Source organism: Pseudomonas sp. JS3066 (assembly GCF_036328175.1).
In the GTDB taxonomy this organism is placed as follows: domain Bacteria; phylum Pseudomonadota; class Gammaproteobacteria; order Pseudomonadales; family Pseudomonadaceae; genus Metapseudomonas.
In genome coordinates this window covers 84,361-109,408 of record NZ_CP143313.1, presented here as the reverse complement: position 1 = coordinate 109,408, position 25,048 = coordinate 84,361, and the positions used below count along the sequence as shown (strand labels likewise).

Annotated in this window: 23 protein-coding genes and 3 pseudogenes; 15 read left to right on the top strand and 11 right to left on the bottom strand. The window is 65.1% G+C overall.

From position 1 onward, the window contains the following. Positions 1-117 precede the first annotated feature (117 nt). Positions 118-1,641, top strand: coding sequence for an IS21 family transposase (istA, locus tag SA496_RS29075; protein ID WP_005800234.1), 1,524 nt, complete (start codon positions 118-120; stop codon positions 1,639-1,641). Continuing rightward, on the top strand, positions 1,631-2,440 hold the full coding sequence (istB, locus tag SA496_RS29070) for an IS21-like element helper ATPase IstB (protein ID WP_005800232.1): 810 nt from the start codon (positions 1,631-1,633) through the stop codon (positions 2,438-2,440). Before istA (SA496_RS29075) ends, istB (SA496_RS29070) begins: the two co-directional genes overlap by 11 nt. Before the next feature lie 187 nt (positions 2,441-2,627). On the opposite strand, the pseudogene SA496_RS29410 reads toward istB (SA496_RS29070), so the two are convergent. Beyond that, a pseudogene (locus SA496_RS29410) lies at positions 2,628-2,780 on the bottom strand (DUF932 domain-containing protein); the annotation flags it as partial. A 1,161-nt stretch (positions 2,781-3,941) separates the two neighbouring features. On the opposite strand from SA496_RS29410, the gene SA496_RS29065 reads away from it, so the two are divergent. The 10 genes from SA496_RS29065 (at position 3,942) to SA496_RS29020 (ending at position 13,977) form a co-directional block, all read left to right on the top strand. Further along, complete coding sequence (locus tag SA496_RS29065; RefSeq protein ID WP_017406218.1) at positions 3,942-4,904, top strand: chromate resistance protein ChrB domain-containing protein; 963 nt, start codon at positions 3,942-3,944, stop codon at positions 4,902-4,904. A gap of 39 nt (positions 4,905-4,943) precedes the next feature. Then, a complete protein-coding gene (locus SA496_RS29060; protein WP_330115690.1) occupies positions 4,944-6,140 on the top strand; it encodes a chromate transporter in 1,197 nt (398 codons plus the stop codon). Between the two features lie 61 nt (positions 6,141-6,201). Beyond that, a complete protein-coding gene (locus SA496_RS29055; RefSeq protein ID WP_330115695.1) occupies positions 6,202-7,110 on the top strand; it encodes a Fe-Mn family superoxide dismutase in 909 nt (302 codons plus the stop codon). 4 nt (positions 7,111-7,114) lie between these two features. Beyond that, a complete protein-coding gene (locus tag SA496_RS29050) occupies positions 7,115-7,573 on the top strand; it encodes a chromate resistance protein ChrB domain-containing protein (protein WP_046987171.1) in 459 nt (152 codons plus the stop codon). Positions 7,574-7,597: 24 nt separating this feature from the next. Continuing rightward, positions 7,598-7,978, top strand: a complete 381-nt coding sequence (locus tag SA496_RS29045) for a hypothetical protein (protein ID WP_046987172.1) — start codon at positions 7,598-7,600, stop codon at positions 7,976-7,978. Between the two features lie 72 nt (positions 7,979-8,050). After that, positions 8,051-8,953, top strand: a complete 903-nt coding sequence (locus SA496_RS29040) for a DUF1259 domain-containing protein (RefSeq protein WP_065347125.1) — start codon at positions 8,051-8,053, stop codon at positions 8,951-8,953. Then, the gene (locus SA496_RS29035; RefSeq protein WP_330115689.1) at positions 8,950-9,372 is read left to right on the top strand and encodes a hypothetical protein; all 423 of its coding nucleotides are present in this window, start codon (positions 8,950-8,952) and stop codon (positions 9,370-9,372) included. Before SA496_RS29040 ends, SA496_RS29035 begins: the two co-directional genes overlap by 4 nt. A 34-nt stretch (positions 9,373-9,406) precedes the next feature. After that, positions 9,407-11,233, top strand: a complete 1,827-nt coding sequence (locus SA496_RS29030; RefSeq protein WP_330115688.1) for an ABC transporter ATP-binding protein — start codon at positions 9,407-9,409, stop codon at positions 11,231-11,233. Then, positions 11,230-13,032: an ABC transporter ATP-binding protein gene (locus SA496_RS29025; RefSeq protein WP_330115687.1), complete on the top strand. Its 1,803-nt coding sequence runs from the start codon at positions 11,230-11,232 to the stop codon at positions 13,030-13,032. Before SA496_RS29030 ends, SA496_RS29025 begins: the two co-directional genes overlap by 4 nt. Before the next feature lie 15 nt (positions 13,033-13,047). Then, positions 13,048-13,977 (top strand): phosphotransferase family protein, encoded by a 930-nt coding sequence (locus SA496_RS29020; RefSeq protein ID WP_047219835.1) that lies wholly within the window; start codon positions 13,048-13,050, stop codon positions 13,975-13,977. A gap of 83 nt (positions 13,978-14,060) precedes the next feature. Here the strand turns inward: SA496_RS29020 and SA496_RS29015 are convergent. Beyond that, positions 14,061-14,528: pseudogene (locus SA496_RS29015) on the bottom strand (TIGR02391 family protein); the annotation flags it as partial. Positions 14,529-14,636: 108 nt separating this feature from the next. Here SA496_RS29015 and istA (SA496_RS29010) point away from each other — a divergent pair. Beyond that, positions 14,637-16,160, top strand: coding sequence for an IS21 family transposase (gene istA / locus SA496_RS29010; RefSeq protein ID WP_005800234.1), 1,524 nt, complete (start codon positions 14,637-14,639; stop codon positions 16,158-16,160). After that, positions 16,150-16,959: an IS21-like element helper ATPase IstB gene (istB, locus tag SA496_RS29005; protein WP_005800232.1), complete on the top strand. Its 810-nt coding sequence runs from the start codon at positions 16,150-16,152 to the stop codon at positions 16,957-16,959. The genes istA (SA496_RS29010) and istB (SA496_RS29005) overlap by 11 nt, the downstream gene beginning before the upstream one ends. Before the next feature lie 196 nt (positions 16,960-17,155). Here the strand turns inward: istB (SA496_RS29005) and SA496_RS29000 are convergent. The 4 genes and pseudogenes from SA496_RS29000 to SA496_RS28985 form a co-directional block, all read right to left on the bottom strand. Further along, a pseudogene (locus SA496_RS29000) lies at positions 17,156-17,323 on the bottom strand (recombinase family protein); the annotation flags it as partial. Positions 17,324-17,383: 60 nt separating this feature from the next. Continuing rightward, positions 17,384-18,601 carry a TniQ family protein gene (locus SA496_RS28995; protein WP_009288528.1) on the bottom strand — a complete coding sequence of 406 codons (1,218 nt, stop codon included), beginning with the start codon at positions 18,599-18,601 and terminating at the stop codon, positions 17,384-17,386. Beyond that, a complete protein-coding gene (locus SA496_RS28990; RefSeq protein ID WP_011494285.1) occupies positions 18,598-19,506 on the bottom strand; it encodes a TniB family NTP-binding protein in 909 nt (302 codons plus the stop codon). Before SA496_RS28990 ends, SA496_RS28995 begins: the two co-directional genes overlap by 4 nt. A 2-nt stretch (positions 19,507-19,508) precedes the next feature. Next, entirely contained in the window at positions 19,509-21,191 is a 1,683-nt protein-coding gene (locus tag SA496_RS28985) for a Mu transposase C-terminal domain-containing protein (RefSeq protein ID WP_011494284.1), read from the bottom strand. Between the two features lie 135 nt (positions 21,192-21,326). Between SA496_RS28985 and SA496_RS28980 the strand changes: the two genes are divergently transcribed. Next, entirely contained in the window at positions 21,327-22,136 is an 810-nt protein-coding gene (locus tag SA496_RS28980; protein ID WP_330115686.1) for a recombinase family protein, read from the top strand. Position 22,137: 1 nt separating this feature from the next. Here the strand turns inward: SA496_RS28980 and SA496_RS28975 are convergent, their stop codons facing one another. The 5 genes from SA496_RS28975 to SA496_RS28955 form a co-directional block, all read right to left on the bottom strand. After that, positions 22,138-22,812, bottom strand: a complete 675-nt coding sequence (locus SA496_RS28975) for a DNA methylase (RefSeq protein ID WP_011178411.1) — start codon at positions 22,810-22,812, stop codon at positions 22,138-22,140. A gap of 154 nt (positions 22,813-22,966) precedes the next feature. Then, a complete protein-coding gene (locus tag SA496_RS28970; protein WP_001665065.1) occupies positions 22,967-23,398 on the bottom strand; it encodes an OmpA family protein in 432 nt (143 codons plus the stop codon). A 15-nt stretch (positions 23,399-23,413) separates the two neighbouring features. Next, positions 23,414-24,112 carry a TraX family protein gene (locus SA496_RS28965; protein ID WP_330115685.1) on the bottom strand — a complete coding sequence of 233 codons (699 nt, stop codon included), beginning with the start codon at positions 24,110-24,112 and terminating at the stop codon, positions 23,414-23,416. Next, the gene (locus SA496_RS28960; protein ID WP_010890140.1) at positions 24,112-24,378 is read right to left on the bottom strand and encodes a hypothetical protein; all 267 of its coding nucleotides are present in this window, start codon (positions 24,376-24,378) and stop codon (positions 24,112-24,114) included. Before SA496_RS28960 ends, SA496_RS28965 begins: the two co-directional genes overlap by 1 nt. Before the next feature lie 28 nt (positions 24,379-24,406). Beyond that, positions 24,407-25,042 (bottom strand): transglycosylase SLT domain-containing protein, encoded by a 636-nt coding sequence (locus SA496_RS28955; RefSeq protein ID WP_011114052.1) that lies wholly within the window; start codon positions 25,040-25,042, stop codon positions 24,407-24,409. Between the last annotated feature and the right edge of the window lie 6 nt (positions 25,043-25,048).

Here is a 25,048-nt window from a genome sequence, read left to right as displayed (position 1 = left end):
TGTTGGCGCCGACCGAAAACTGAGCCACTTATGAGGGTTGTGCCGACCCAAAATTGAGCCAGGTGTTCAACCTACTCTGCTGTTTTTTTGTGCAGCAGAGGACGAGGAGTGATCACCATGGACATGATTGGCAGGATCCGGCGTTTGCATGCCCGGAAGAACAAATCGGAGCGCGAGATCTCGCGCATGACGGGGCTGTCGCGCAACACGGTTGCGAAGTGGCTGCACGGCGAGGTGGATGGCCCGCCGAAGTACCGGCGCGGGGAGCAGCCGAACAAGCTCACTGCGTTCCACGAGGCGCTCAGGCAGGCGTTGAAGGCCGACGCCCGGCGGCCCAAGCGCGAGCGTCGCACGGCCAAGGCGCTGTACGCCGAGATCAGGGGCGCTGGCTACGACGGTGGCTACACGCGGGTGACCGACTTCATCCGGGCGTGGCGCCAGGGCGAAGGTCAATCTGCGAGCGCCAACGCCTTCGTGCCGCTGGCCTTCGAGCTCGGCGAAGCCTTCCAGTTCGACTGGAGCGAGGAAGGGCTGGTGGTGGGCGGGATCTACTACCGCATGCAGGTCTCGCACATGAAGCTATGCGCTTCGCGGGCCTTCTGGCTGGTGGCCTATCCGAGCCAAGGCCATGAGATGTTGTTCGATGCCCATACCCGCAGCTTTGCAGCCCTGGGCGGCGTGGCCCGGCGCGGCATCTACGACAACATGAAGACCGCGGTGGACAAGGTCAAGAAGGGTAAGGGCCGGATCGTCAATGAGCGCTTCGCGACCATGTGTGCGCACTACCTGTACGACCCGGACTTCTGCAACGTCGCCAGCGGCTGGGAGAAGGGCGTCGTCGAGAAGAACGTGCAGGACAGCCGCCGGCGCATCTGGATCGACGCGGCCAAGCAGCGCTTCGGCAGCTTCAGCGAACTCAACGCCTGGCTGGGCCAGCGGTGCCGGGCGTTGTGGGACGAGGTGCGCCACCCCGAGCACGAGCAGTTCAGCGTGGCCGAGATGCTCGAACACGAGCGGGCGCATCTGATGCCCATGCCGGCGCCGTTCGATGGCTACGTCGAGAAGCCCGCGCGCGTGTCCAGCACCTGCCTGGTATCGGTGGCGCGCAACCGCTACTCGGTGCCGTGCGAGCTGTTCGGGCAAATGGTCAGCACCAGGCTGTACCCGGGCAGCGTCGTCGTGGTGGCCAACGACCACATCGTCGCGCGCCACGACCGCCTGAGCAACGCCGGCGAGACGCGGTATGACTGGCAGCACTACATCCCGCTGCTGCAGAGGAAGCCCGGCGCGCTGAGGAATGGCGCGCCGTTCGCCGACATGCCCGAGCCGCTGCAGAGGCTGCGCCGTGGGCTGCTGCGCAACCCGGGCGGCGACCGCGTGATGGCGCAGGTGCTGGCCATCGTGCTGAGCGCCGGGCTGGACGCGGTGCTGGTGGCGGTGGAACTGGCGCTGGAGACCGGGCCGCCCGGCAAGGTGAGCGTGGAGCACGTGGTCAACGTGCTGGGGCGCCTGAATGCGGTGCCGATGCCGCAGACGGCTGCGACGCAGCTGAAGGTGAGCACACCGCCGCTGGCCAACACGGCGCGCTACGACAGCCTGCGTGCCGACAACGCCACCGAGGAGGCCGGCCATGACGCGTGACGTGACGGTTGAACTCAAGGCGTTGCGTCTGCATGGCATGGCCGGCGCCTGGGCCGACCTGGTGGAGCAAGGAACGAACGCAGGGGTGGACTCCTCGCGCTGGTTGATCGAGCACTTGCTGCAGGCCGAGGGCACGGATCGCGCCATGCGCTCGGTCAGCCACCAGATGCACGCCGCGAAGTTCCCGGTGCATCGCGACATCGCCGGCTTCGACTTCGAGGTCTCGCCGGTAGATCGCAAGCTTGTGAGCACACTGGCCGCAACCAACTTCACAGACGACGCACACAACGTCGTGTTGGTGGGTGGGCCGGGCACGGGCAAGACGCATCTGGCCACGGCCATCGGCGTATCGGGCATCACCCGGCATGGCAAGCGCGTGCGGTTCTTCTCGACGGTCGACCTGGTCAATGCACTGGAGCAGGAGAAGGCGCAAGGCAAGGCCGGGCGCATTGCATTGAGCTTGCTGCGCATGGACCTCGTCATCCTGGACGAGTTGGGCTACCTGCCGTTCAGCCAGGCCGGCGGGGCGTTGCTGTTCCACCTGCTCAGTCGCCTGTATGAACACACCAGCGTGATGATCACGACCAACCTGGACTTCGCGGAGTGGTCCAGCGTGTTCGGCGACGCGAAGATGACCACCGCGTTGCTGGACCGGCTCACGCACCACTGCCACATCGTGGAGACGGGCAACGAGTCGATCCGCTTCAGCCGCAGTACGGCAGAGGCCAAGAAGCGCATCAAGGCGCGCGAGCAGGCCCGCAAGGGCAGCAAGTCCGAGCTGCCGCAGGACGACTTCTGAAGCGGCGCCGCGCGGGGAAATCCGCTACGGGCTACGCCCTGCGCGGCTTCCCCCGCGCGCTCAACTCAACATCGAGGAGGTCAAAGAGCCAGGACAGACCTACACTTATCCACCGCCGGCCCTCTGAAGGCCGGCCCCCACCCCTGGCTCAATATTCGGTCGGCACGGTGGCTCAGATTTGGATCGGCGCCGACATAGGGATGTAGCTGTACCGCTCGGAACGGCTCTCATGCGGGGCATCCGCAAAGATGGACGGGGCCACGCGCCGGATTTGGTCATCCGACAAGGGGTAATCGGAACGCAGCGCCGGGGAATGGGAAGCAAAACGGGATGCAAGCATGTCTTTCTCCTGACTTGGTTGTTGAAGAAAACCGCACACCGGATTCCTAGATTCGGAGCCCAGCCTTTCGGCTGTTCGGTGCGGTCGGCACGAGGAACCTGGTTGGCCCTGTTGCCACCGTCTTTCCTGAGTTCATCGCCCGCGACGGTCAGGAGCGCGCGGACGGGGGCCGTCAAGGAGGCAAGCGCAGGGTTGGTGCGGCCCGCAGCGCAGCGAGGACACGGCCCTGCGCGCCTTGACGGCGCACGGGAGCGGGCTACAGTCGCGGACAAGGTGATGAAGTCAGGGGAGACGGCTGGACAAGGCAACGGCCTTCCCCATGCGCCGACCGCACGGCAAGCGAAGCGCGCAGGCCCGAAGCTGGAAGCCGGGCCGGAGGCGTCAGCCGATCAGCGCGAGGGAATGATGGAAGCCCGACAGGGGCGAAACCCCGCAGGGGGTTCGATGCGCAGCACGACAGCGCGACCGGCCATGTTTCCTGGCCGGGGACGCCCGGACTTCAAGGCTCGATGCACAAGCTCATGCTCCAGGCATCGGGAAGCCGGCTCGGCGGCCTTTGAGGGGCGCCAAGCTCGCGCGGCGGGGATAGCCCGCAGGGCTTTCCCCTGGAGACAAGCAAAGCGCGCAACGCCCCGTTAGGGGCGCGAAGGCATCACGCCGAGTCGTCAGAGCGCAGGCTGGATTCCGACAGCAGCACGATGCGCTGCTCGTCAGTGATGAGTGCGTTGTTCATGGTGAACTCCTGAAAGGTTGCCGGGCGGAATTGCCCGACCCTTTCGGGGCACGGCGCAGCGCAAGCAGTCAAGGGTCAACGACGGCCGCAGGCCGCAAGCGTGCGAGCACGCGCCGCCCTTGCACGGCGAGAACGCCGTGGCACAATGGAGAAGCAGCAAGCCGCCACACCCCGCCACCCAGGCACACCCGGTATTAGCAAGCGCAGCGCGCAGGCCCGGATCTGCGATCAGGGCCGCAGTTGCGTGAAGGATCGACGCCGCATGGCCGTGATTCGGCACGAAGCACGGGGCAACGCCCGAGAGCCTGACGGCGCCGCGCGCCGACACGCCCCAGCGCGGGGTGCAAATCTTCTGAACCCAGTAGCAGTTATTTTGTAGAGATCGCTACATCATTGCAACGACCGTGACATGGATTTAAGCTGTTGCCATGACTCTCACCTCCGACTCTTGGCTGACCCTCATCGTCAGCCTCCCCTCCGCGAGCGCCACGGCACGCATGCGGATTTGGCGCGCGGTCAAGACGCTCGGCTGTGCCGCCTTGCGCGACGGCGCCTATCTACTGCCCGCCCAAGCCGAACAGGCTGCGCAACTGCAGGTATTGGCCGACGAGGCGCTGCAGGAAGGCGGGCAAGCCTGGCTGCTGCAGGTGCAAGCCCGGAACATGACCGAACAGGCCACCTTTCAGGCGTTGTTCGACCGGGCGGCCGATTACACCCCCTGGCTAGAGGAACTGGCGCAAGCACGCCAGACGCTCTCCGCCCTGAGCGCAGCCGAACTCCAGCGTACACAGCGCAAGCATGCGCGTGCCTATGAGGTCATCCGCAAAATCGACTTCTTTCCCGGTGAGACGTCGATCCGCGCCGACGCCCAGTGGCGCGATTTCGCCAACGCCCTCGAAGCCATGCAGTCACCCGGTGAGCCGCAGCCAACAGCGGGCAACATTGCTCGGCGTGATCGCATGCAGTACCAGGGACGAGTCTGGGCCACGCGCCGCCATCTCTGGGTGGACCGCGTGGCGAGCGCCTGGCTGATCCAGCGCTTTATCGACCCGCATGCGCGCTTTCTGTGGCTGGACGCCCCGGCCGACAGCCCAGCCGATGCACTGGGGTTCGACTTCGACGGTGCGACCTTCTCGCACGTGGGCGAGCGGGTGACGTTCGAGGTACTGCTGGCGAGCTTCGGCCTGGAGAACGATCGCGGCCTCTCGCGCCTGAGCGCGATGGTGCATGCGCTCGATGTGGGCGGGACGGCCACGCCGGAGGCCAGCGGCTTCGAGGCCGTTCTGGCCGGCGCACGCCGACGCTGGCCAGACGACGACGCACTACTGGCCGACATCGGCGGGGTACTGGATTCGCTCCACGCCCACTTCTCCAGCAGCCGCAAAACTTGACGGCTCACCTCAGATCACTTTTTTGTAGAAAGAATCGTCATGAATGAAACCATTCCAGCCGCAGCCATCAGCAGTGGGGCGCCTCGCAGCTATACGCTGTGGCAATTGGTTGCCTATTTCCTACGGCTCGGAGCACTGGGCTTCGGCGGACCCGTGGCCCTGGCTGGCAACATGGACCGCGACTTGGTGGAGCGGCGCCAATGGTTCACCGAGGCAGACTACAAGGAAGGGCTGGCCTTGGCGCAGCTCGCGCCAGGACCGTTAGCCGCGCAGTTGGCCATCTACCTGGGCTTTGTTCACTACAGCTTCCTAGGGGCCACCCTGGTGGGCCTCGCTTTTGTGCTGCCCTCGTTTCTGATGGTGATCGGACTGGGTTGGGCCTATACGCATTTCGGCGGTCTGGGTTGGATGCAGGCCGTGTTTTATGGCGTGAGTTCCGCTGTCATTGGGATCATTGCTATCAGCACCTGGAAGCTCTCTACCAAGAACATCGGCAAAGACAAACTGCAATGGGCCATCTTTGCAGTAGCGGCGGCGGTGACGATCATCACCCAATCCGAGGAACTGTGGCTGTTCCTGGGCGCAGGCGTTCTCGTGTGGTTGTTGCGCGCGCCGCCGAAATTTATTAAGCCGTCCAGCACGCTGCACAGCAGTGCTATTCCTTTGCTGGCCTTGCTTGGCTTGTCCAACGTCGACTGGACCAAGCTGTGGCAGATCACCAAGTATTTCTTCTACGCGGGCAGTTTTGTTTTTGGTAGCGGCCTAGCTATCGTCCCGTTTCTGTATAGCGGAGTAGTCAAAGAGTACGGATGGTTGACCGATCACCAGTTCCTAGACGCTGTCGCAGTCGCCATGATCACTCCCGGTCCTGTCGTCATCACTACCGGGTTCATCGGCTTTCTGGTCGCGGACTTCTGGGGCGCGGTTGCTGCGGCGCTGGCAACCTTCCTGCCGTGCTATCTCTTCACAGTCCTGCCAGCCCCGTACTTCAAGAAATACGGAAAGAAACCGGGAATCGTGGCATTCGTCGATGGCGTGACGGCAGCCGCCATCGGATCGTTGGCCGGAGCCGTGGTAGTTATCGGGGTGCGCTCGATCAAGGACGTTCCCACGGCGCTACTCGCCCTGGGGACTGCTGCCTTGCTTTGGAAATTCAAGAAGTTGCCGGAGCCGATCGTTGTCGCTGCCGCGGCACTGATTGGGCTGGTCGTCTACCCGCTGGTGACCCACAGCTGAATAGAAGCGAGAGGAGTCCACGCCTTAACCCATGACTTGCCACATTTCTAGGAACACTCCAATGGATTTACAACTACGCCCCCTTACCATCAACCTCGCTGCCCTCAACGGGCTGTCCGAGAAACTCATCCTCAGCCATCACGCGAATAACTACACCGGCGCAGTCAAGCGCCTGGATGCTATTCGCCAGCAACTGGCGCACCTGGATTGGCCGACCGCTCCGGTCTTCATGATCAATGGCCTGAAGCGCGAAGAGCTGATCGCCGCCAATTCCGCTTGGCTCCACGAGCTGTACTTCGACACGCTGGGAGGCGACGGTGCATTGCCGGACTCCGGCCTGGCAGTTGCCTTGGCCCGCGACTTTGGCAGCGTTGACCGCTGGCGCACGGAATTCTCCGCACTGGCCAAGGCCATGGGCGGCGGCTCGGGGTGGGCGCTGCTGTCATGGTCCACACGCGAGGCGCGGCTGATCAACCATTGGGCGGCAGACCATACGAACCTGCTGGCCGGCGCCACACCGCTGCTGGCACTGGACATGTACGAGCACGCCTACCACATGGATTTCGGTGCCAAGGCGGCCGCGTATGTTGACGCATTCATGCAAAACATCCGCTGGAATGCCGTGATGCAGCGCTACGCTGCCGCCATCGAGGCTGATGCACTGCCCTGGTCGGCCGCACCAGAGAAAGTCGGCGGTGACCTCCAACTGATCGACGTGCGACGCACGGCAGGCTACGCACAAGCGCCTGATCGCATCGCCGGGGCCATTCGGCGCGATCCCGTGCAGTTGGCAAATTGGAGCCGTGAAATCGATTCCTCTAAACCCGTCCTTGTGTATTGCGTGCACGGCCATGAAGTCAGCCAGTCGGTGGCGCTCGCGCTACGAGCGCATGGCCTCGATGCACGCTTCGTGGCCGGAGGCATCGAAGCCTGTCGCGCTGCTGGCGTGACATTTGAAGCAAAGGAGTAGCACCATGAAGTGGATTACACGCGAACGCCCCAAGATCGACCGCATCGCCTGTCCCTGGCTGGTTGCGCGCTTCATCGACCAGCAGGCGGAATTTCTCTATGTGCCGGCCAGCGAGGTGCTGAAAACCGCCAACGCTACCGGCGCCATCCCCTACGACATCCCGAATGTCGAACTAAGCCATGTGGGTGAGCTGTGCAGTTTCGATGCCTTCCTGTCGAAGTACCACCTGGACGACCCAGCGCTGCGCCAGTTAGCCGAGATCGTGCGCGGCGCCGACACCTCCCGGCTTGACCTGACGCCGCAATCAGCAGGGCTCTATGCGCTCTCGCTCGGGCTGTCGCACAACTTTAGCGACGACCACGAAATGCTCCAGCACGGCATGGTGATGTACGACGCCCTCTATGCGTGGTGCCGCGCATGCCAGGCCGAGACACACAACTGGCCGCCGGTCATGCCAGCCTGATCCGCCCAATTGAAAATGCACTAAATGTCCGCAATCCCCCGTCTTGCCTTCGCCACACTCATTCAGTCCCTGAGCCTGGTGGCGACATCGGCAGCGCCCGGCCCCAGCGAACTCACCGGCGCGCAGATCAAGACAGTCTTCGTCGGCAATGTCATATCCGAAGGCGCGCACTGGTCCGCTTACCTCCTTCCCGATGGACGCACGAAGTCCATTGAACTGGGGCGGCCGCACCAGGGGCATTGGAAGATCGTGGGCAAGGAATTGTGCGTAAGCATCAGCACGGGTGTAGAGCCCGAATGCTGGACGGTACTGCGCAAAGGCAAGGCCTATCTGCTGCGCGCCCACGGCCAAGACCTCTACGAGGTCACTCCGGAACCTCTGTCGTCGAAATATCCGTTCGATTGACCGGCACCTGCCTCGATTACCCGCTCCGGCCAGCCCCCGGAGCTGCATCCCGCCAACTACCAAGGAAACACCATGCTGCGTCTAACCCTCTCCACACTGGCCCTGGCCGCGGGCCTGCTTACTACAGGCGCCCCGGCCATGGCCCAGGCCATCGACACGGCTGCCATCGAAACGGCCACCGGCCTCAAGGGCAGCTACAACCAGGCGGAAAACGTCTTCAAGGTCAGCAAGCCACGCGACGACGTGAAGATCAATGTCGATCGCTGGACCATGCCACCGTTCATGGGGCTCACCTCCTGGGCCGCGTTCACGCCAATGGGCTCGTCCACCATGATGATGGGCGATACGGTGCTGTTCGAGGATGAAGTCAACCCGGCGATGAGCGCCGCGCTGGACAACGGCCTGGAAGTGACTGCGCTGCACAACCACTTCTTCTTCGACCAACCCAAGGTCTTCTTCATGCACATCGGCGGCATGGGGGATGCACGCAAGCTCGCCACAGGCGTGAAGGCGGTGTACGACCGCATCGCGCAGGTGCGCGCCGCCCAAGGCACGCCGGCCAGCAGCTTCGCGGGTGACATCGCATCGCCAAGCCATGTGACTGCTGCACCCATCGAGGAGATTCTGGGCAGCAAGGCGCAGGTCAAGGATGGCATGGTGAAAGTAACCCTTGGCCGCACAGCCAAGATGCATGGAACCACCGTCGGCAATGAAATGGGCATCAATACCTGGGCGGCCTTTGCCGGCGACGATGAGCATGCGGTGGTTGATGGCGACTTCGCCATGCATGAAAACGAACTGCAGACGGTCCTGAAGACCATGCGTGGCCAGAGCATCAACATCGTGGCAATCCACCAGCACATGACCCACGAGGAACCGCGCTACGTCTTTCTGCATTACTGGGGCAAGGGCAAAGCCGTGGATCTGGCCCTGGCGGTAAAGAAGGCATTGGACGCGCAGAAGGCTGCGAAATGACGAAGAAAACCTTCAGCTCGGTGCCGCAGCGCCTCCCAAGCAGCCCCACCCGGCACCTCGCGCGCCTCACCGCCGCCGGAGCCGTGTTCTGCGCACTTGCCGCGACTGCCAAGGAGGTGCCGCTGACTGGCCCGCAGATCCGTGCCGCCATCAGCGGCAAGTACGTGACTGATGAACACCATTGGGGGCACAAGTATTTCGCGGACGGGCGCGTCGAGCGATCGGAGAACGGCCGCCAGCGGTCTGCGCGCTGGTCCGTCAAAGGCAATCAGCTATGCCTGCTGCAGCCGGAAATCAGCAAGGACGAACCGATCTGCTACAGCGTCCTGCGCGACGGACAGGAGCTGCAATACAAGGACGATGCGCAGTTCGTTGTGTATCGGGGGCTGGTGCGGCCCATGCCCAAACGAGAGCCGTGAACGGTTAGGGATTGCATGCACGCAGGCGACTGACATGGCGCACTACCTCTGGAAACTGCGTCCCTACTACCGGCAGACCGCCGGGCAGCTTGTCCTCGGCTCCCTGGCAGGCGTCGTCATGAACACAGCCGTGGTCCTGCCCGCCGTGTGCCTCGGGCGCGCGATCGACGCCGCGACGCACTTCGCGCATGGCCAGGCGACGCGCGCGACGCTGCTGCAGGCCGTCGCGTTGTTCGCCGCGGCAACCCTCGCCACAGAACTGCCTCGACTGGGCAAGCGCTGGTGGTTGATGACGGCCAACGCGCGCATCCGCGCCAATCTGCGCGCGGATGCGCTGCGCGGGGTGCTCGCCTGGCCGATGGCAAAGCTGACTGCCACGCCTGTTGGCGACACCATGGCGCGCGTCATCGGTGACGTCGAGGTGCTGGGCATCGGCATCCGCGAGGTGATCGTCGAGACCTGGGACACGCTCCTGTTCTTGATGTCGTTCTTCGTCGCCATGCTGGTGCTGGACTGGTCGTTGACCCTGCAGGCGCTGATTCCCGTGCCCTTCGCGATGGTGCTGGCCTGGGCCGCCGGACGCTTTATTCACCAACGTACGACGGCGGCTCGACAAGCCAACGGCGCGTTGACCGCGGGACTGCAGGAGCAACTGTCCGGCATCCGCGTCGCGAGGCTACTGGGGATGAAGCAGGCCGCACAGACGCGGATCGAGCGGCTCGCAGATGCACAGGCGCACACCAATCTCGCGGTGGCGCGGCCCCGCGCCGGCCTGCCCGCGGTCTACACCACGCTGATGGCGGCCGGCATCGTGCTGGTGTTGTGGCAAGGCGGCGAAAAAGTCATCGCAGGCGCGTGGACGCTGGGGGCGTTCGTGACCTATCTGGACCTTTTTCTGCGCTTCACCGGGCGCGGATTTCGGGTGCCGCAGCTGGTGAACTCGGTGCAAGCAGGCGGCGCAGCCTACGCGCGGCTCGCCCCCTTGCTCGCTGCGGCCGTGCCTGCTCGCGTGGAGCATCGGTTCGCGTCGTTTCGCGCCGGCTACCTGGCCGGAACGACTCCGCGCTCGACTCTCACCGAGCCGGCGTCACGAGTTGAACGCGGGCTCGCCGTATCCCTGCACAACGTGAGCTTCTCTCACGGCAACGCCGACGCCGCCGTCACGGCGCTGAACCAGGTCTCGCTCGAGATTTCGGCAGGCGCGTTCGTAGCAGTGACCGGGCCGGTCGGCTCGGGCAAGAGTGCGCTGGCGAAGGCTCTGCTGGGCCTGTACCCGCTCGCCGGCGGTACCGTTTCCCTGGACGGCGACACGCCCGCACGACATCGCGGTGACATCGGTTACCTGCCGCAGGAGCCCTTCCTGTTCTCGGGTACGGTGCGCGAGAACATCACCATGGGACGTGAGCAGGCCGACCTCGCCACGATGAGCGCCCTGGAAATCGCCGCGCTTGCGAAGGACGTTTCGGGCTTCGAGCACGGCGTCGATGCCGAGATCGGCGAGCGCGGCATTCGCATTTCCGGCGGTCAGCGGCAGCGCGTCGCACTGGCACGCGCGGCGGCGGCGGGACCTCGGCTGCTGGTGCTGGACGATCCGTTCTCGGCGGTCGACGTCGCGACGGAGGCTCAGATCATTGCCAGCCTGCGCGCGGAGTTCGGCCGCGGGGCGCCGGCCGCGCGACAGGCCACCATCGTCCTGTGCTCGCACCGGCTGGCGGCCTTCCCGCAGGCGGATCTCGTCGTCGTGTTGGATGGAGGACGCATAGTCGAACGAGGCTCTCATGAACAGCTGATGCTGGCGGGCGGCCTGTATGCACGGATCTACGCGGCGCAGGTCGCGATGGCACAGCCGGAGGACGCATGACCGCAACACAGTCACAGCCGGCACCGACAACACGCCGAGGACTCACGACCGCCCAGGTGGGCTCGCTACTGGCGCCGCAGAGACGCCTGCTCGTGGCCATCGCAGCCTGCGTGCTTGCCGGTGCGGCGCTGGAGGTGCTGCCGCCGCTCCTCGTGCGGCAGGCCGTGGACGCCCACTTGGCCGTGGGCCGTGGCGACGGCCTGATGCTGCTGGGCGTGCTCTACCTGCTGGTCGTGGCCGGGCAGCAGGCGTTGGGCTTCGCGTCTGCGTACGGCACCGCGATCGCAGCCCAACGGGCGTTGCGCGACCTGCGCGCGCGCCTGTTTGGCCATCTGCAACGGCTGCCTGCGCGCTACTTCGACACGACCCCGTTGGGTGACACCGTCAGTCGCTGCACCGCAGACATCGACACCATCGACCGCCTGTTCTCGTCGGGCATCGCGAGCCTTGTCGCCGACCTCGTGCGACTGGTCACGATCACGGTGACGATGCTCGTGCTCAGTCCCTCGCTGACGCTGCTCTGCGGACTGGCCGTGCCGCCCCTGCTGTGGTTCACGCGCTGGTTCCAGCTGCGGGTATTGGCCGCTGAACGGGCCAGCCGGGAGGCCGTGGGAAGCGTCAACACGGCACTCGTGGAGACCCTCGGTGGCGCGGAGGTCATTCGTGCTTTCGGACGAACGGGGTTCTTCGAGCACCGCTTTCGTGGCGCTCTGCAGGCCACGCAACACGCCTATCTCGCGGCCACACGCTATTCAACGATCTACACGCCGCTGATGGCCATCCTGGCGTCGCTGATCGTCTGCGGCCTGCTGTGGGCAGGCGCCGAGGGCGCGCTGGCGGGCTGGGGTGTTTCTATCGGCACGCTCACGGCCTTCGTGCTGCTGTTTCGCCGCTTCTTCGCGCCGATAACGACGCTGGGCGAGGAATGGCAGACCGTGCAGAGCGCGCTGTCCGGGGCGGAGCGCGTGTTCCAGGTCTTGGCGCTGCCGGTCGAGGAAACACCGGTCGCCCATTCCGTGCAACAGGCAAGGAGCGAACCGGAGCCGTTGATCCAGTTGAAGGATGTGATCTTCGGCTACGTCGCCGATCGCCTCGTGCTGAACGGCTTCTCCTTGAGCGTTCGCGCAGGCGAGCACGTCGCGCTGGTCGGGCGCACCGGCGCTGGCAAGAGCAGCCTGATGCACCTCGCCGGTGGCCTGTATGCGCCCTGGTCCGGTGAAATTCACGTGGCGGGCGCGGATCCACGCGCCATGACGGACGAGGAACGCCGTCAGCGCCTGGGCGTCGTGCCGCAGACGCTGCAACTGTTCAGCGGCAGCGTGCTCGACAACCTCACGATGGGCGACGTCCTCGTGACCCGGACTGCTTGCGAAGCCGCGGCCAAGGCAACGGGCGCGCATGCGTTCATCCGGGCACTGCCGCAGGGCTACGACACGCCCCTGGACGCGGGTGAGGCCGGCGCCGCGTTGTCCGCGGGCCAACGGCAATTGCTCGCGCTCACGCGCGCGCTGGTGCGCCAGCCTCGCGTGCTGCTGCTCGACGAAGCGACAGCCGCGATCGACCACGCCAGCGACGCTGCGTTCCGCGCCGCTCTTCGCCGCGACGCGCACGACTCGAGCCGTGCCGTTCTGATCGTGGCGCATCGGCTGTCAACGGCGCTGGAGGCCGATCGCATCATCGTGATCGAGGACGGTCGCATCCTCGAACAAGGCGCGCCGGACGAGTTGATTCGGTGCCGGGGTCGCTTCGCCGCGCTGCTGGCCATGGAGACGGCAGGCTGGGATTGGCATCAACGTTGACGTTGGAGGACAGACATGGGCAAGGACTTCTACATACAACCCGACGCGGCCGACCCGGTGCTCGATCCCGACGCGGTGCTCGCGATCGTGCGCTTGCATGCGGCGGGCGCGAAGGCCGTCAGGGCCGTCGACGAGAGCGGCGGCGAAGCGCGCGCCTATGCCATCGACAACGGCCTGATCCTGAAGGTTCAGCGACCACAACAGCTGCGCGCGCGAACGAGCCTGGCGAAGGAGCGTTTCCTTTTGGAGCAGTTGGCAGGCCTGGAGGGCGTATGCGTTCCACGAGTCCTCGGTGGGGGCGTTGCCAAGCCCGGGATCGAGTACACCTTGATGACGCGCATGCCCGGCGAGCCGATACACTCGGCAAGGCTCGACGGTGACCTCCGCCGGCGTACGCTGGTTGACCTGGGGCGCATGTTGCGTCGCATTCACGCAATCCCTCAGCAACCCGTGTTCGAGGCGCGCCTGATCCCCGGCGACCACACGGCGGCCGACGTTCGCACACGGTTCGGCGGCCTCTTCGACGACGCTGTCGCAGCCGTGGCTCGGGCGGCCCAGCCCTGGCCATTTGCGGTCGACCCGTTGCAGTTGGCGCGCCTCGCGATGCGCGCCTTGCCGGACGCAGACGCCTGGGTGGCCTTGCACAGCAACCCCGGCCTCGAGCACGTCTTCGTCGATCCGCAGACCGGGCAGTTGACTGGCATCATCGACTTCGGCGATGCGTATTTCAGCCACCCGGCGCTCGATCTGCGCCGATGGCCTCGGCCCATCGATCGGGCCGCAGTTCACGCTGGGTACTGCAGCGAGGCGGAGATGAGCGAGAGCTTCAATCAGACATGGCGCGTGGCCTGCGTGCTCACCGACATGCTCGCCATTGCGCAGGATCTGGAATGCCGCGCTGCAGGGCTCGTCGAGTTGGAAGAGCTTGTCGAGCAGTTGCACTGACGGCTTACGTGATGGCTGTCTTGGCGCCGGCCGATCACCCGCGAAAGAGTAGTACCCCCATCCTCTGGAGACACGGGGAGCCGCTACAACGCCGCGGTATTCGCTTTCAGCGTGCGATCCAGCTTGCGGTGAATGAGTGATACCAGTGTCAGGATGTCCAGGGCATCTTGTTCGGACATCGGCCAGTTTGTCTTGGGGGCATGGGCGAGTGGGTTGCGCACGGCGCCGAAGAGGCCTACCAGCAGATGGGCGAAGCCTTTTTGCTCGCTCTTCTCAGATTCGGTGGCGAGAGAACCGAGAACCAGGATCGGGTTTTGCGTCGAAAACGTCCGGTTCACCAACTCGGCTCCATCCATGGTCAGGCCCGACATGGAACGGATGCGCTCGGCGACGCCTTTGGTCGACTCGAAGACGGCATGGAAGTAGTTTTCATCCAGCAGTTCGGCGCGACAGTAGTTGAGTACTTCAGCATGGACTTTGCGGCTTTCAAGTGCCGACTTCAGCCGGCAGGCGCGCGAGCGCGCGGCGTCCAATGTCGTGGCTGTTGGCGCCGACCGAAAACTGAGCCACTTATGAGGGTTGTGCCGACCCAAAATTGAGCCAGGTGTTCAACCTACTCTGCTGTTTTTTTGTGCAGCAGAGGACGAGGAGTGATCACCATGGACATGATTGGCAGGATCCGGCGTTTGCATGCCCGGAAGAACAAATCGGAGCGCGAGATCTCGCGCATGACGGGGCTGTCGCGCAACACGGTTGCGAAGTGGCTGCACGGCGAGGTGGATGGCCCGCCGAAGTACCGGCGCGGGGAGCAGCCGAACAAGCTCACTGCGTTCCACGAGGCGCTCAGGCAGGCGTTGAAGGCCGACGCCCGGCGGCCCAAGCGCGAGCGTCGCACGGCCAAGGCGCTGTACGCCGAGATCAGGGGCGCTGGCTACGACGGTGGCTACACGCGGGTGACCGACTTCATCCGGGCGTGGCGCCAGGGCGAAGGTCAATCTGCGAGCGCCAACGCCTTCGTGCCGCTGGCCTTCGAGCTCGGCGAAGCCTTCCAGTTCGACTGGAGCGAGGAAGGGCTGGTGGTGGGCGGGATCTACTACCGCATGCAGGTCTCGCACATGAAGCTATGCGCTTCGCGGGCCTTCTGGCTGGTGGCCTATCCGAGCCAAGGCCATGAGATGTTGTTCGATGCCCATACCCGCAGCTTTGCAGCCCTGGGCGGCGTGGCCCGGCGCGGCATCTACGACAACATGAAGACCGCGGTGGACAAGGTCAAGAAGGGTAAGGGCCGGATCGTCAATGAGCGCTTCGCGACCATGTGTGCGCACTACCTGTACGACCCGGACTTCTGCAACGTCGCCAGCGGCTGGGAGAAGGGCGTCGTCGAGAAGAACGTGCAGGACAGCCGCCGGCGCATCTGGATCGACGCGGCCAAGCAGCGCTTCGGCAGCTTCAGCGAACTCAACGCCTGGCTGGGCCAGCGGTGCCGGGCGTTGTGGGACGAGGTGCGCCACCCCGAGCACGAGCAGTTCAGCGTGGCCGAGATGCTCGAACACGAGCGGGCGCATCTGATGCCCATGCCGGCGCCGTTCGATGGCTACGTCGAGAAGCCCGCGCGCGTGTCCAGCACCTGCCTGGTATCGGTGGCGCGCAACCGCTACTCGGTGCCGTGCGAGCTGTTCGGGCAAATGGTCAGCACCAGGCTGTACCCGGGCAGCGTCGTCGTGGTGGCCAACGACCACATCGTCGCGCGCCACGACCGCCTGAGCAACGCCGGCGAGACGCGGTATGACTGGCAGCACTACATCCCGCTGCTGCAGAGGAAGCCCGGCGCGCTGAGGAATGGCGCGCCGTTCGCCGACATGCCCGAGCCGCTGCAGAGGCTGCGCCGTGGGCTGCTGCGCAACCCGGGCGGCGACCGCGTGATGGCGCAGGTGCTGGCCATCGTGCTGAGCGCCGGGCTGGACGCGGTGCTGGTGGCGGTGGAACTGGCGCTGGAGACCGGGCCGCCCGGCAAGGTGAGCGTGGAGCACGTGGTCAACGTGCTGGGGCGCCTGAATGCGGTGCCGATGCCGCAGACGGCTGCGACGCAGCTGAAGGTGAGCACACCGCCGCTGGCCAACACGGCGCGCTACGACAGCCTGCGTGCCGACAACGCCACCGAGGAGGCCGGCCATGACGCGTGACGTGACGGTTGAACTCAAGGCGTTGCGTCTGCATGGCATGGCCGGCGCCTGGGCCGACCTGGTGGAGCAAGGAACGAACGCAGGGGTGGACTCCTCGCGCTGGTTGATCGAGCACTTGCTGCAGGCCGAGGGCACGGATCGCGCCATGCGCTCGGTCAGCCACCAGATGCACGCCGCGAAGTTCCCGGTGCATCGCGACATCGCCGGCTTCGACTTCGAGGTCTCGCCGGTAGATCGCAAGCTTGTGAGCACACTGGCCGCAACCAACTTCACAGACGACGCACACAACGTCGTGTTGGTGGGTGGGCCGGGCACGGGCAAGACGCATCTGGCCACGGCCATCGGCGTATCGGGCATCACCCGGCATGGCAAGCGCGTGCGGTTCTTCTCGACGGTCGACCTGGTCAATGCACTGGAGCAGGAGAAGGCGCAAGGCAAGGCCGGGCGCATTGCATTGAGCTTGCTGCGCATGGACCTCGTCATCCTGGACGAGTTGGGCTACCTGCCGTTCAGCCAGGCCGGCGGGGCGTTGCTGTTCCACCTGCTCAGTCGCCTGTATGAACACACCAGCGTGATGATCACGACCAACCTGGACTTCGCGGAGTGGTCCAGCGTGTTCGGCGACGCGAAGATGACCACCGCGTTGCTGGACCGGCTCACGCACCACTGCCACATCGTGGAGACGGGCAACGAGTCGATCCGCTTCAGCCGCAGTACGGCAGAGGCCAAGAAGCGCATCAAGGCGCGCGAGCAGGCCCGCAAGGGCAGCAAGTCCGAGCTGCCGCAGGACGACTTCTGAAGCGGCGCCGCGCGGGGAAATCCGCTACGGGCTACGCCCTGCGCGGCTTCCCCCGCGCGCTCAACTCAACATCGAGGAGGTCAAAGAGCCAGGACAGACCTACACTTATCCACCGCCGGCCCTCTGAAGGCCGGCCCCCACCCCTGGCTCAATATTCGGTCGGCACGGTGGCTCAGATTTGGATCGGCGCCGACAGTAGTGCCTTCAGACAGCTCGCCAGACCGGGACGATCCTCGCGTTTTCCGGACGCTTGGTCTTCATAGAGATGCGCCGGATCAACACCGGCCGCGACCAGCGCATCGCGCTGCAAGTCCGTCGCCTGGGAGCCATCCGCCTTCGATACTCGCATGTAGCCAATCAGCATCTTGTACCTGTCACATATACGTTCGATTATGTGACAGTTTGCATCGGGAAGCTCTGCACGTCAAAATTTGTCACTTAACCCGTCATTCTGTCTAAGGCATGCAAAGGGTAGGCTAGGCTCATAATGTGACAGAAATTCCGGGGGGATGCCTTCCTTCGCGAAGGTGGCGCGCAACTGTTCCAAGGAAGCGGGGTCGCGCCGACCATAGGAAGCCAACGCGAACAGCGAGCGTGCCGTCTCGGGGTTGTGTCGTGCTTCAATGATGGCCTCATCAATGGCCTGGATTGCACGCTGCCAGTGATCGACGGGTTCGGGCTTCGGCGCTTTCGCCGGCAGGCCACTGGTGAACCCGGTTTGGGGCTCGGACCAGAATAGCTTTGCGTGCTCGCCTGGCGGGCTTATATCCCTCACCTCAATCAAGCTGATTGCCGTTGCCGCCGCCTCCAGCATCTGCAACCGTACTGCCGGGTTCAGGGTTTCATACGGTCGCCACAGACTTTGCCCAGCACGCAGCGGATGCCCGCAGCATTCCCAGATTTGGCGGAGATACCCCGCGTAGGTGCCGCACGTCGAAAGCGGGGTGTTCAGCTCATCGAGCAGCGTGCGTAGCAGCCTAAACCACAATCCGGCGTGGATGCGTCGGCGCGGCAACTCCACGTGGCCGGTCGTCAGTGCCTGCCAGGTACGCTGGTCCATCGCCGCAATCGCGTCGCTGGCAGTGCGCGGTTCGGCGTCGGCGTTCTCCCAGCCGAGAAACCGCCCTGGCACGCCCCAATAGGATTCCAGCCAGCAGCCATGCAGTGGGCAGCTCAGCATCAGGGGCAGCTTCCACGCGAGCAGTACGGCTTGGTTCTCCGGATCGTTCAGGCAGAGCGGACAGGCGCGGTGTATCGGTTGGGTGGGCAGCCAGGCACGCCAGCTCGTGATGGATCGCGTCTTACGGCGGAGTCTCGGCAGCAGTACCGAGAGCTGGAACGCATAGGTTTCCAATGCGGCTGGAATCTGATCATCAAGGCTGTCCAGTAGCCAAGGCACCCAGCCGGCGAAACTCATGCAGCGCAGCCGATCCAGCTCGATACCGCTCCGCTGGGAGAGCATCGCCAGCAGCGCCAGTGGTGGCGCGGTGTCCAGGTCATCAACCTGGCCGTGACCAAGATCGTGCTCCAGCAGCTCGGACACTTCCATGTGATAGCAAAGGGCCACGCGGTTGAGCCACGAAGACAGGGCTTCGGCTTCCCTGGGTGCCGGATGCAGTGGCCAGCGTGGCGCTGGCTTCACATCAGTTCCCGCTCGAATTGCCGCCGCCGCTCGCTGGGACCGGTGTAATCGGCCATGCTGAGCGTGCGGTGGTTGATCGCTTCCTCACTACTCTCCACGGCGGCCACGGCCGCCGCCATCAATAGGTGCGCCAGCTCGCCAATAGTGCCCTCGCTGCGCGTGAGCAGGTAGCGAGCCATGTCCAGCGTGGCAATCGACGAAGGTCGCCGCAGCGGGAGCGAAGCCGCGAAGCTGGCCAGCAGTGAACAGCAATCGTCGTTGGCCTCCCACACCGGCAGCATCATCGGCTCGAAGCGATTTTCCAACTGGTCATCCGAGCGGATGGCCAGGTAGGCGTCGCGTGTGCCCACACCGACCAGCGGGATGCGCAATTCGTTGCCGAGGAAGCGCAGCAGGTTGAGGAATTCCCGGCGGTTGACGCTGTTGCCGGCCAGGACGTTGTGCAGCTCGTCGATCACCAGCAAACGCACACCGAGCTTGCGCAGCAGTGTCAGCGCCAGTTGCTCTATTTCCGGCAGCCGTGGGCGCGGTCGCAATGGTGCTCCCATCGCCGCGAGCAGCGCGACGTAGAAGCGGATCACCGATGGCTCGGACGGCATCTGCACGACCAATACCGGGATGTGCTCCTGGTCGGCGTCGGAGCTGGCCGGGTGGGCGCGGCGGAACTTCTCGACGATCATCGACTTGCCGTTGTTGGTTGGACCGACCAACAGCAGGTTGGGCATGCGTTGTTTGTTTGGCCACGTATACAGGGCTTCCAGCCGGTTCAACGCCTCGACTGCTCGCGGATAGCCGATCCAGCGGTCGGCGCGAAGGCGATGGATGCGCTCGTCCGCCGGGAGACGGGCCAAGCCCTGGGCCGCCGGCAGCAGGTGGGACAGGTCGATGATGGGATATTCGTCCACGGCTACCACTCCTCAATCTGGTCGAACGGTTTGGCAGGTGGCTGGTTGTCCGCCTGCGGGTCTGCCATGTCCGTGTCCGCTGGTGGCGTGGTTTTGACAGGTTGTTCCGTTGACTTGAGATGCTGGCGTCGATCCGCGTCGCGCCGCGCCTTGCGCGTGGCTTTCTGCGCAGTGGTCACGATTTCGCGCATCTGCCCGATCATGCGGAACAGCGCCGACTCATCCACCTGTTCGCGCCCTTGCTGCCGCAATTTCGCCAGCGCCTGCCGTTGTTCCCAGAGGGTGACAGCCGGGTGCGACAAGGTACGGTATGGAATTTCCAGATAGTGCTGCCCCTCCGGCTCCAGCACCCAAATGCGGCTGATGTCGCGTGGGTCGCGCCGGATCAGGAACGCAGGCAGGCGGTCGCGCCGAGCTATCCACGGCTTGAGCGCATCGGCGTAGTAGTGGATGTGGTCGATGACGAAGCCAGTGCGGGTCAGGGTGCGGCGGAGGACGGGCAGGAAATCGACCAGAAAAGCCGTGGTGCGAGTGATGACGGTTGGAACGCCGGTACGCGCGACAGCTTCGGCCCAGCGTGCGGCCGGCGGTTGGAGCAGGCCGTTGTGCACGGAGCCGTGATAGGTGCCAACCGCCAATGCGAGCCAGCGTTCCAGCTCGCGCAGTGTCAGGGCGGCCATCTTCTCGGAGGCGTATTCCCCGCGCTGGTCAGGGTTGGAGAAGGTCGTCCCCGGCAATTCGTCGTGGATCATTTGCATCGCCGTGCCGATGATCCGTTCCACGATGCCGCCATAGTGCGGCTGCCCGAGAGGCCGATAGTCCAACCGGATGCCATGCTGCTCGCAGCCACGGCGTAGCGCCTCGCTCTTGAATTCGGCCGCGTTGTCCAGGTAGAGCAGCGCGGGCTTGCCGCTCATCGGCCAGTCCATTTCCACGTCCAACCTTTCCAACCAAGGGCGCTTGTCGCAACCGGCGTGTGCGAGGCACAGGCCGACCGAGACGGCAGATGGCGCTTCTAACGTGACCACCATGCCAACCACGCAGCGGGTGAACACGTCGATGGCGAGGGTCAGGTACGGACGGCCAATCGGTTGCCGGTCGCGCTCGTCCACCACGATCAGGTCGATGACTGTGTGGTCGATCTGTACCTGCTCCAGCGGTGCGGAGACTGGCGGAGGAACACCGCCAACACCTTGCAGGATGCGGGACGCATCCTGGCCTTCCCGAAGTCGAGTGGTCTTGAGTGGATCAAGGCTGGCGATCCGCAACGCGACCGTGTTGCGCGCCGGCATCCGCAGCTTTTGCAGCTTGCACACCCGCGCAACTTCACGGTGGAACGCCGCCAAGCTGCGCTTCTGCTTGGTCAGGAAGCGCTTTTGCAGTAGCTCGCGGATGATTCGTTCGACCGACTCCGGCAAGCGGCCTTTACCTTTGCCACCGCTCGACTGTCCAAGAGCCAAATCAGTGACCAGCCCCGAACCTTGCCGGGCACGGCGGATCAGGACGTAGACCTGCCGCCGGGACAGACCCAGCGCCTGGGCTGCTGCGTCGGCCGCTTCATGCCCGACCGTCTCCGACTGCGCCAACGGCCCAATGATCTCCGCGCGGCAGCGAGCACGCTCCCATGCCTGTTCTGACAGGGTGGCTACGCCGCGCTCGGCAATCGGTACGGTATCGGTCGCCATGCTCGCCTCGCTTTGGTGCACACGAGTATTGAGCATAGACGAGTTTCGTGCAGAGGAGTCCTGATATCGGGCTGTCAGGAGCCGTATGCACAGCAGGCTTCATGTCTCGTTGATTGGTGCAGTCGTCTTCTGAAAATGACAAAGAAGGCGACGCGCAGCGCGATCATCACGCCGCGCACCGCCCAGGAAACACAGATCGCGGCCATGCCGCGCCAGTCCCGCGCAGCGCGCCAGGCGCTCGCCAAGACGCCACCGCTGCGCGTCGGCGGCGATGGCCTGGTCGAAGGAGCCGACCGAATCATGCGGACGCCGGCCGAGCACCAAGCCGCCGGCGTCGCCTTCAAGGTCGCGCGCATCTACTTGCGCGTCAGCACCGACGAGCAGGACTTGACCAGGCAGGCCGCCATCGTGGAGAGCACCAGGGCCGCCGGCTTCTACCGCGAGAAGGCTTCGGGCGCTCGCGCCGATCGCGCCGAGCTGCTGCGCATGATCGGCGACCTGCAACCCGGTGAAGTCGTCGTTGCGGAGAAGATCGACCGCATCAGCCGCCTGCCGCTGCCCGAGGCCGAACGCCTCGTGGCCTCGATCCGCGCCCAGGGCGCGCGCCTGGCTGTCCCTGGCGTGGTCGATCTATCCGACCTGGCCGCCGAGGCGAAGGGCGTGGCAAAGGTGGTGCTGGAGTCGATCCAGGACATGCTTTTGAAGCTGGCGTTGCAGATGGCCCGCGACGACTACGAGGATCGCCGCGAGCGGCAGCGGCAGGGCGTCGAGCTGGCGAAGGACGCCGGCCGCTACACCGGCCGCAAGGCCAACACAAAGGTGCATGAACGCATCGTGGCGCTGCGCAGCGCAGGCCACAGCATTCCAGAGACGGCCAGGCTGGCCGGGTGCAGTGAAAGCCAGGTCAAGCGCGTATGGGCGCTGCACAACCAGGCGCAGGCGTGACCTACTCGGCCGCCTCCAGCTCGCGCAGGCATTCCATGATCGCCGCCCGCTCCAGCGGATCGAGCTTGGCGAGCTTCGCTTGCCAGCGGGCTTTCTTCCGCTTGATGCGCTCGCGCTCGCGGAAGTTGCTGCCGAGGTAGCGCAGATCGTGCAGCTCGGCCGGCTCGGGGTAGTTCATCCACAGCCGTTCGATAGCGATGCCGCCGCGCGTCATCGCGTTGAAGTCGATGGTTCTCCATGACGCCAAGGGAGAGCTGTCATAGATCGTTGAGCTGTAGCCCGACACCATCACCGCGCACGGCAAGCCGGCCAGCACGTCGAGCAGCCGCACGTGGTCGGCGTCGTCGTATTCGTGGCGGTATAGCTTGCCGCCGCGCCGGCTGTCCATCACGTAGGGCGGATCGGCGTAGACGAACTCGGAGCCGGTGAACTGGTGGGACTCCAGCCAGGCCACGGCGTCGCCGTGGTGCAGCTCCAGGCCGGGCACGTCGAGCTGCTGCCAGACCTCGATCACCTCGGGATCAACGTCGATGCCGACGCTGCGGGCAGCGGGCCGCTTGCGCTCCAGGATGTTGCCGCCGCCCAGGTGCGTTTCGATGTACGTGTCGTGAGGCGGGATGTTGTTGATGATCGTCTGGTAGACGCCGGCACCGCCCTTGCCGCCGGGGTATCTCATGGCCTTCTTCCTGGAGTAAATCGGGACTTGGCCAGCATCGTCAGAAATGGCGATGCTGTCAAGGGAAGCCGGCCGGGCCTGCATCGTCAGAGCCGACGATGCGAAGCTGCTGGAGCGACCTGCAGCACCGCCAGGAATGGCGATGCCGGATCGCTCAGTAGGTGGGGATGTAGACCACCTCAATGTCCACGCGCTGGTTCTCGCGCCGGCCCTCGGCCGTCGAGTTGTCTGCCACGAAATCGGCGGCCGATGCGAAGTTCACCATGATCTTGAGCGGCGAGACGCCGCGCGCCACCAGGTACGACCTGGCCGACAGCGCACGGCGCAGTGCAAGGGCCTCGTCGGCCGCGCTGGGCCGTAGCGTGCTGGTGCGCCCGCTGATGTAGATGATCGCCGCATTCCTAGCGTCGGCCAGCAGCTCCAGGGCCTCTGGCGTCGGCTGGAATGTCGCGCTGCTGTCGGGGAAGGACACCGATACGCCGGACTTGATCGGCGTGCCGAAGTTGCCGGCGTCGCCGGCGGCCAGTGCGCTTTGCGCGCTGACCAGGAACGCCAGAGAGAGGGCCAGAAGAACGGGTTTTCGCATGGGGCAGGACTCCAATCAGAAGAACAGGTAGCCGGCCTTGCTCATGGGGATGCGGATCAACCAGAGCGCGGCCAGGTGCAGCGGGTAATAGGCGTAGAAGGCCCAGCGCAGGCGCGGCAGGCGCACGTCCACACGCGAGGCCAGGAAGAGCACCGGCAGGGCCGCCAAGGCCCACAGGTTGCGATTGATGAACCACAGGGCCGCGCAGGCCAGCACCGCGACCGCCGCGGCTGCCCAGCTCGGCCGCCGCGTGTACGACCACACCGCTAGGCCGAAGGCCACGGCCGGCCACCAATATTCGACCGAGCTGCCGCCGACCAGGAACACCACGCCGGCGGCCGCCAGGTGCAGCTTGCCGCCACGTTCGACCAGGTAGGCCGTTACCGTGACGACCAGCAGCGTGAACATCACGTTGAGCGGCCACCAACCGGCGTACAGGCCGCCGAGGGCCACGAAGGGCACCGAGGCCAGCGCGCCGAACATCGCCAGGCGCGACATGGTGCGGCCGTACACGCCGCGTTCGAGCGTGCCCGGCCGGGCCAGGTTGTAGGCCAGGACGAACACGAAAAGGGGGAGCGCCACGCGGCCGGCCTCGAACAGCACCGGCAGCGTCGCGTTGAACAGGTACTTGTTGACGTGATCGCCGGTCATGAGAACCAGTGCGAGCCACTTCAACGCTTCGACGGTTCCATCAGGAATCCGCAGGGCCTTCATCAGCGCCGGCCCCCGCGAATCGCGTAGGCGCGCAGCACCAGGAAGATGATGTAGAGCGCTGGCAGTGAGAGCACGAAGGCGATGGGCTTGCCGATCCACGCCGGCAGCGCCCACAGCAGAAGGCCCAAGGCGAAGATCGGGCCGAGGCCCAGCAGAAGCAAATCGAGCTGGTTCTTGGCCTGCCCTTCCGCCCACTTGCAATAGGCTTGAAGCAACCGGCCGACGCCCAGCGTGTACCGCATCATGAAGGCGTGGAATTTGTCCATGTTTAGCCGCTAAATCGGAAGAGCCGGCCTACTCGGCCGACCCCTCGCGTGAAGTGTTGAAAGACACCGTGCGGGGCACGTAGCCGGCCACCGACACGCTGCGAGCTGCTGCGGCCGCTGGGGCGGCCTGCTGGGGTGCTGGTGCCGGCCTGGCCGCCGGCGTCGCCCGCTGGGCCACCGTCGCGGGCTGGCTGGGCGTCGAGGGCGTGGCCCCGGCCTTCGTCACGTCAAGCGTGACGAACCGAGCTTCGAGCCAATCGGCCCACTTCGACGCCTTGCGCATCAAGTCGGCCCGGTACACCGCGTTGTACTGCGGCGTGCGCGAGTGGTAGTTCGCCGCCTTCGTCCAGAGGTCGCCCTTGTCGTTGCGGATGTGCATCCGCAGCCGCCAGGCGGCCAGGTCGAACGAGTAGCAGCCGGCAGCCGCCACATCGTTCGCCGTGATGCCGTATCGGGCCAGGTCGCCCAGGTACGCGGTGTTGAACTGCATCGGGCCAACGTCATGCGTGCCATTCGAGTTGCGCACCCACTGGCCCGGCTTGCCGCCCTCTTTCTCGGCGACGGCCAACACGATGTTGACCGGCACCTCGTACTTGACGGCGGCCGAGATCGAGCAGACGACGCGCTCCTGGAGCTGCGGCGGCAGATCGGCGAAGAACGGCATGCCCTC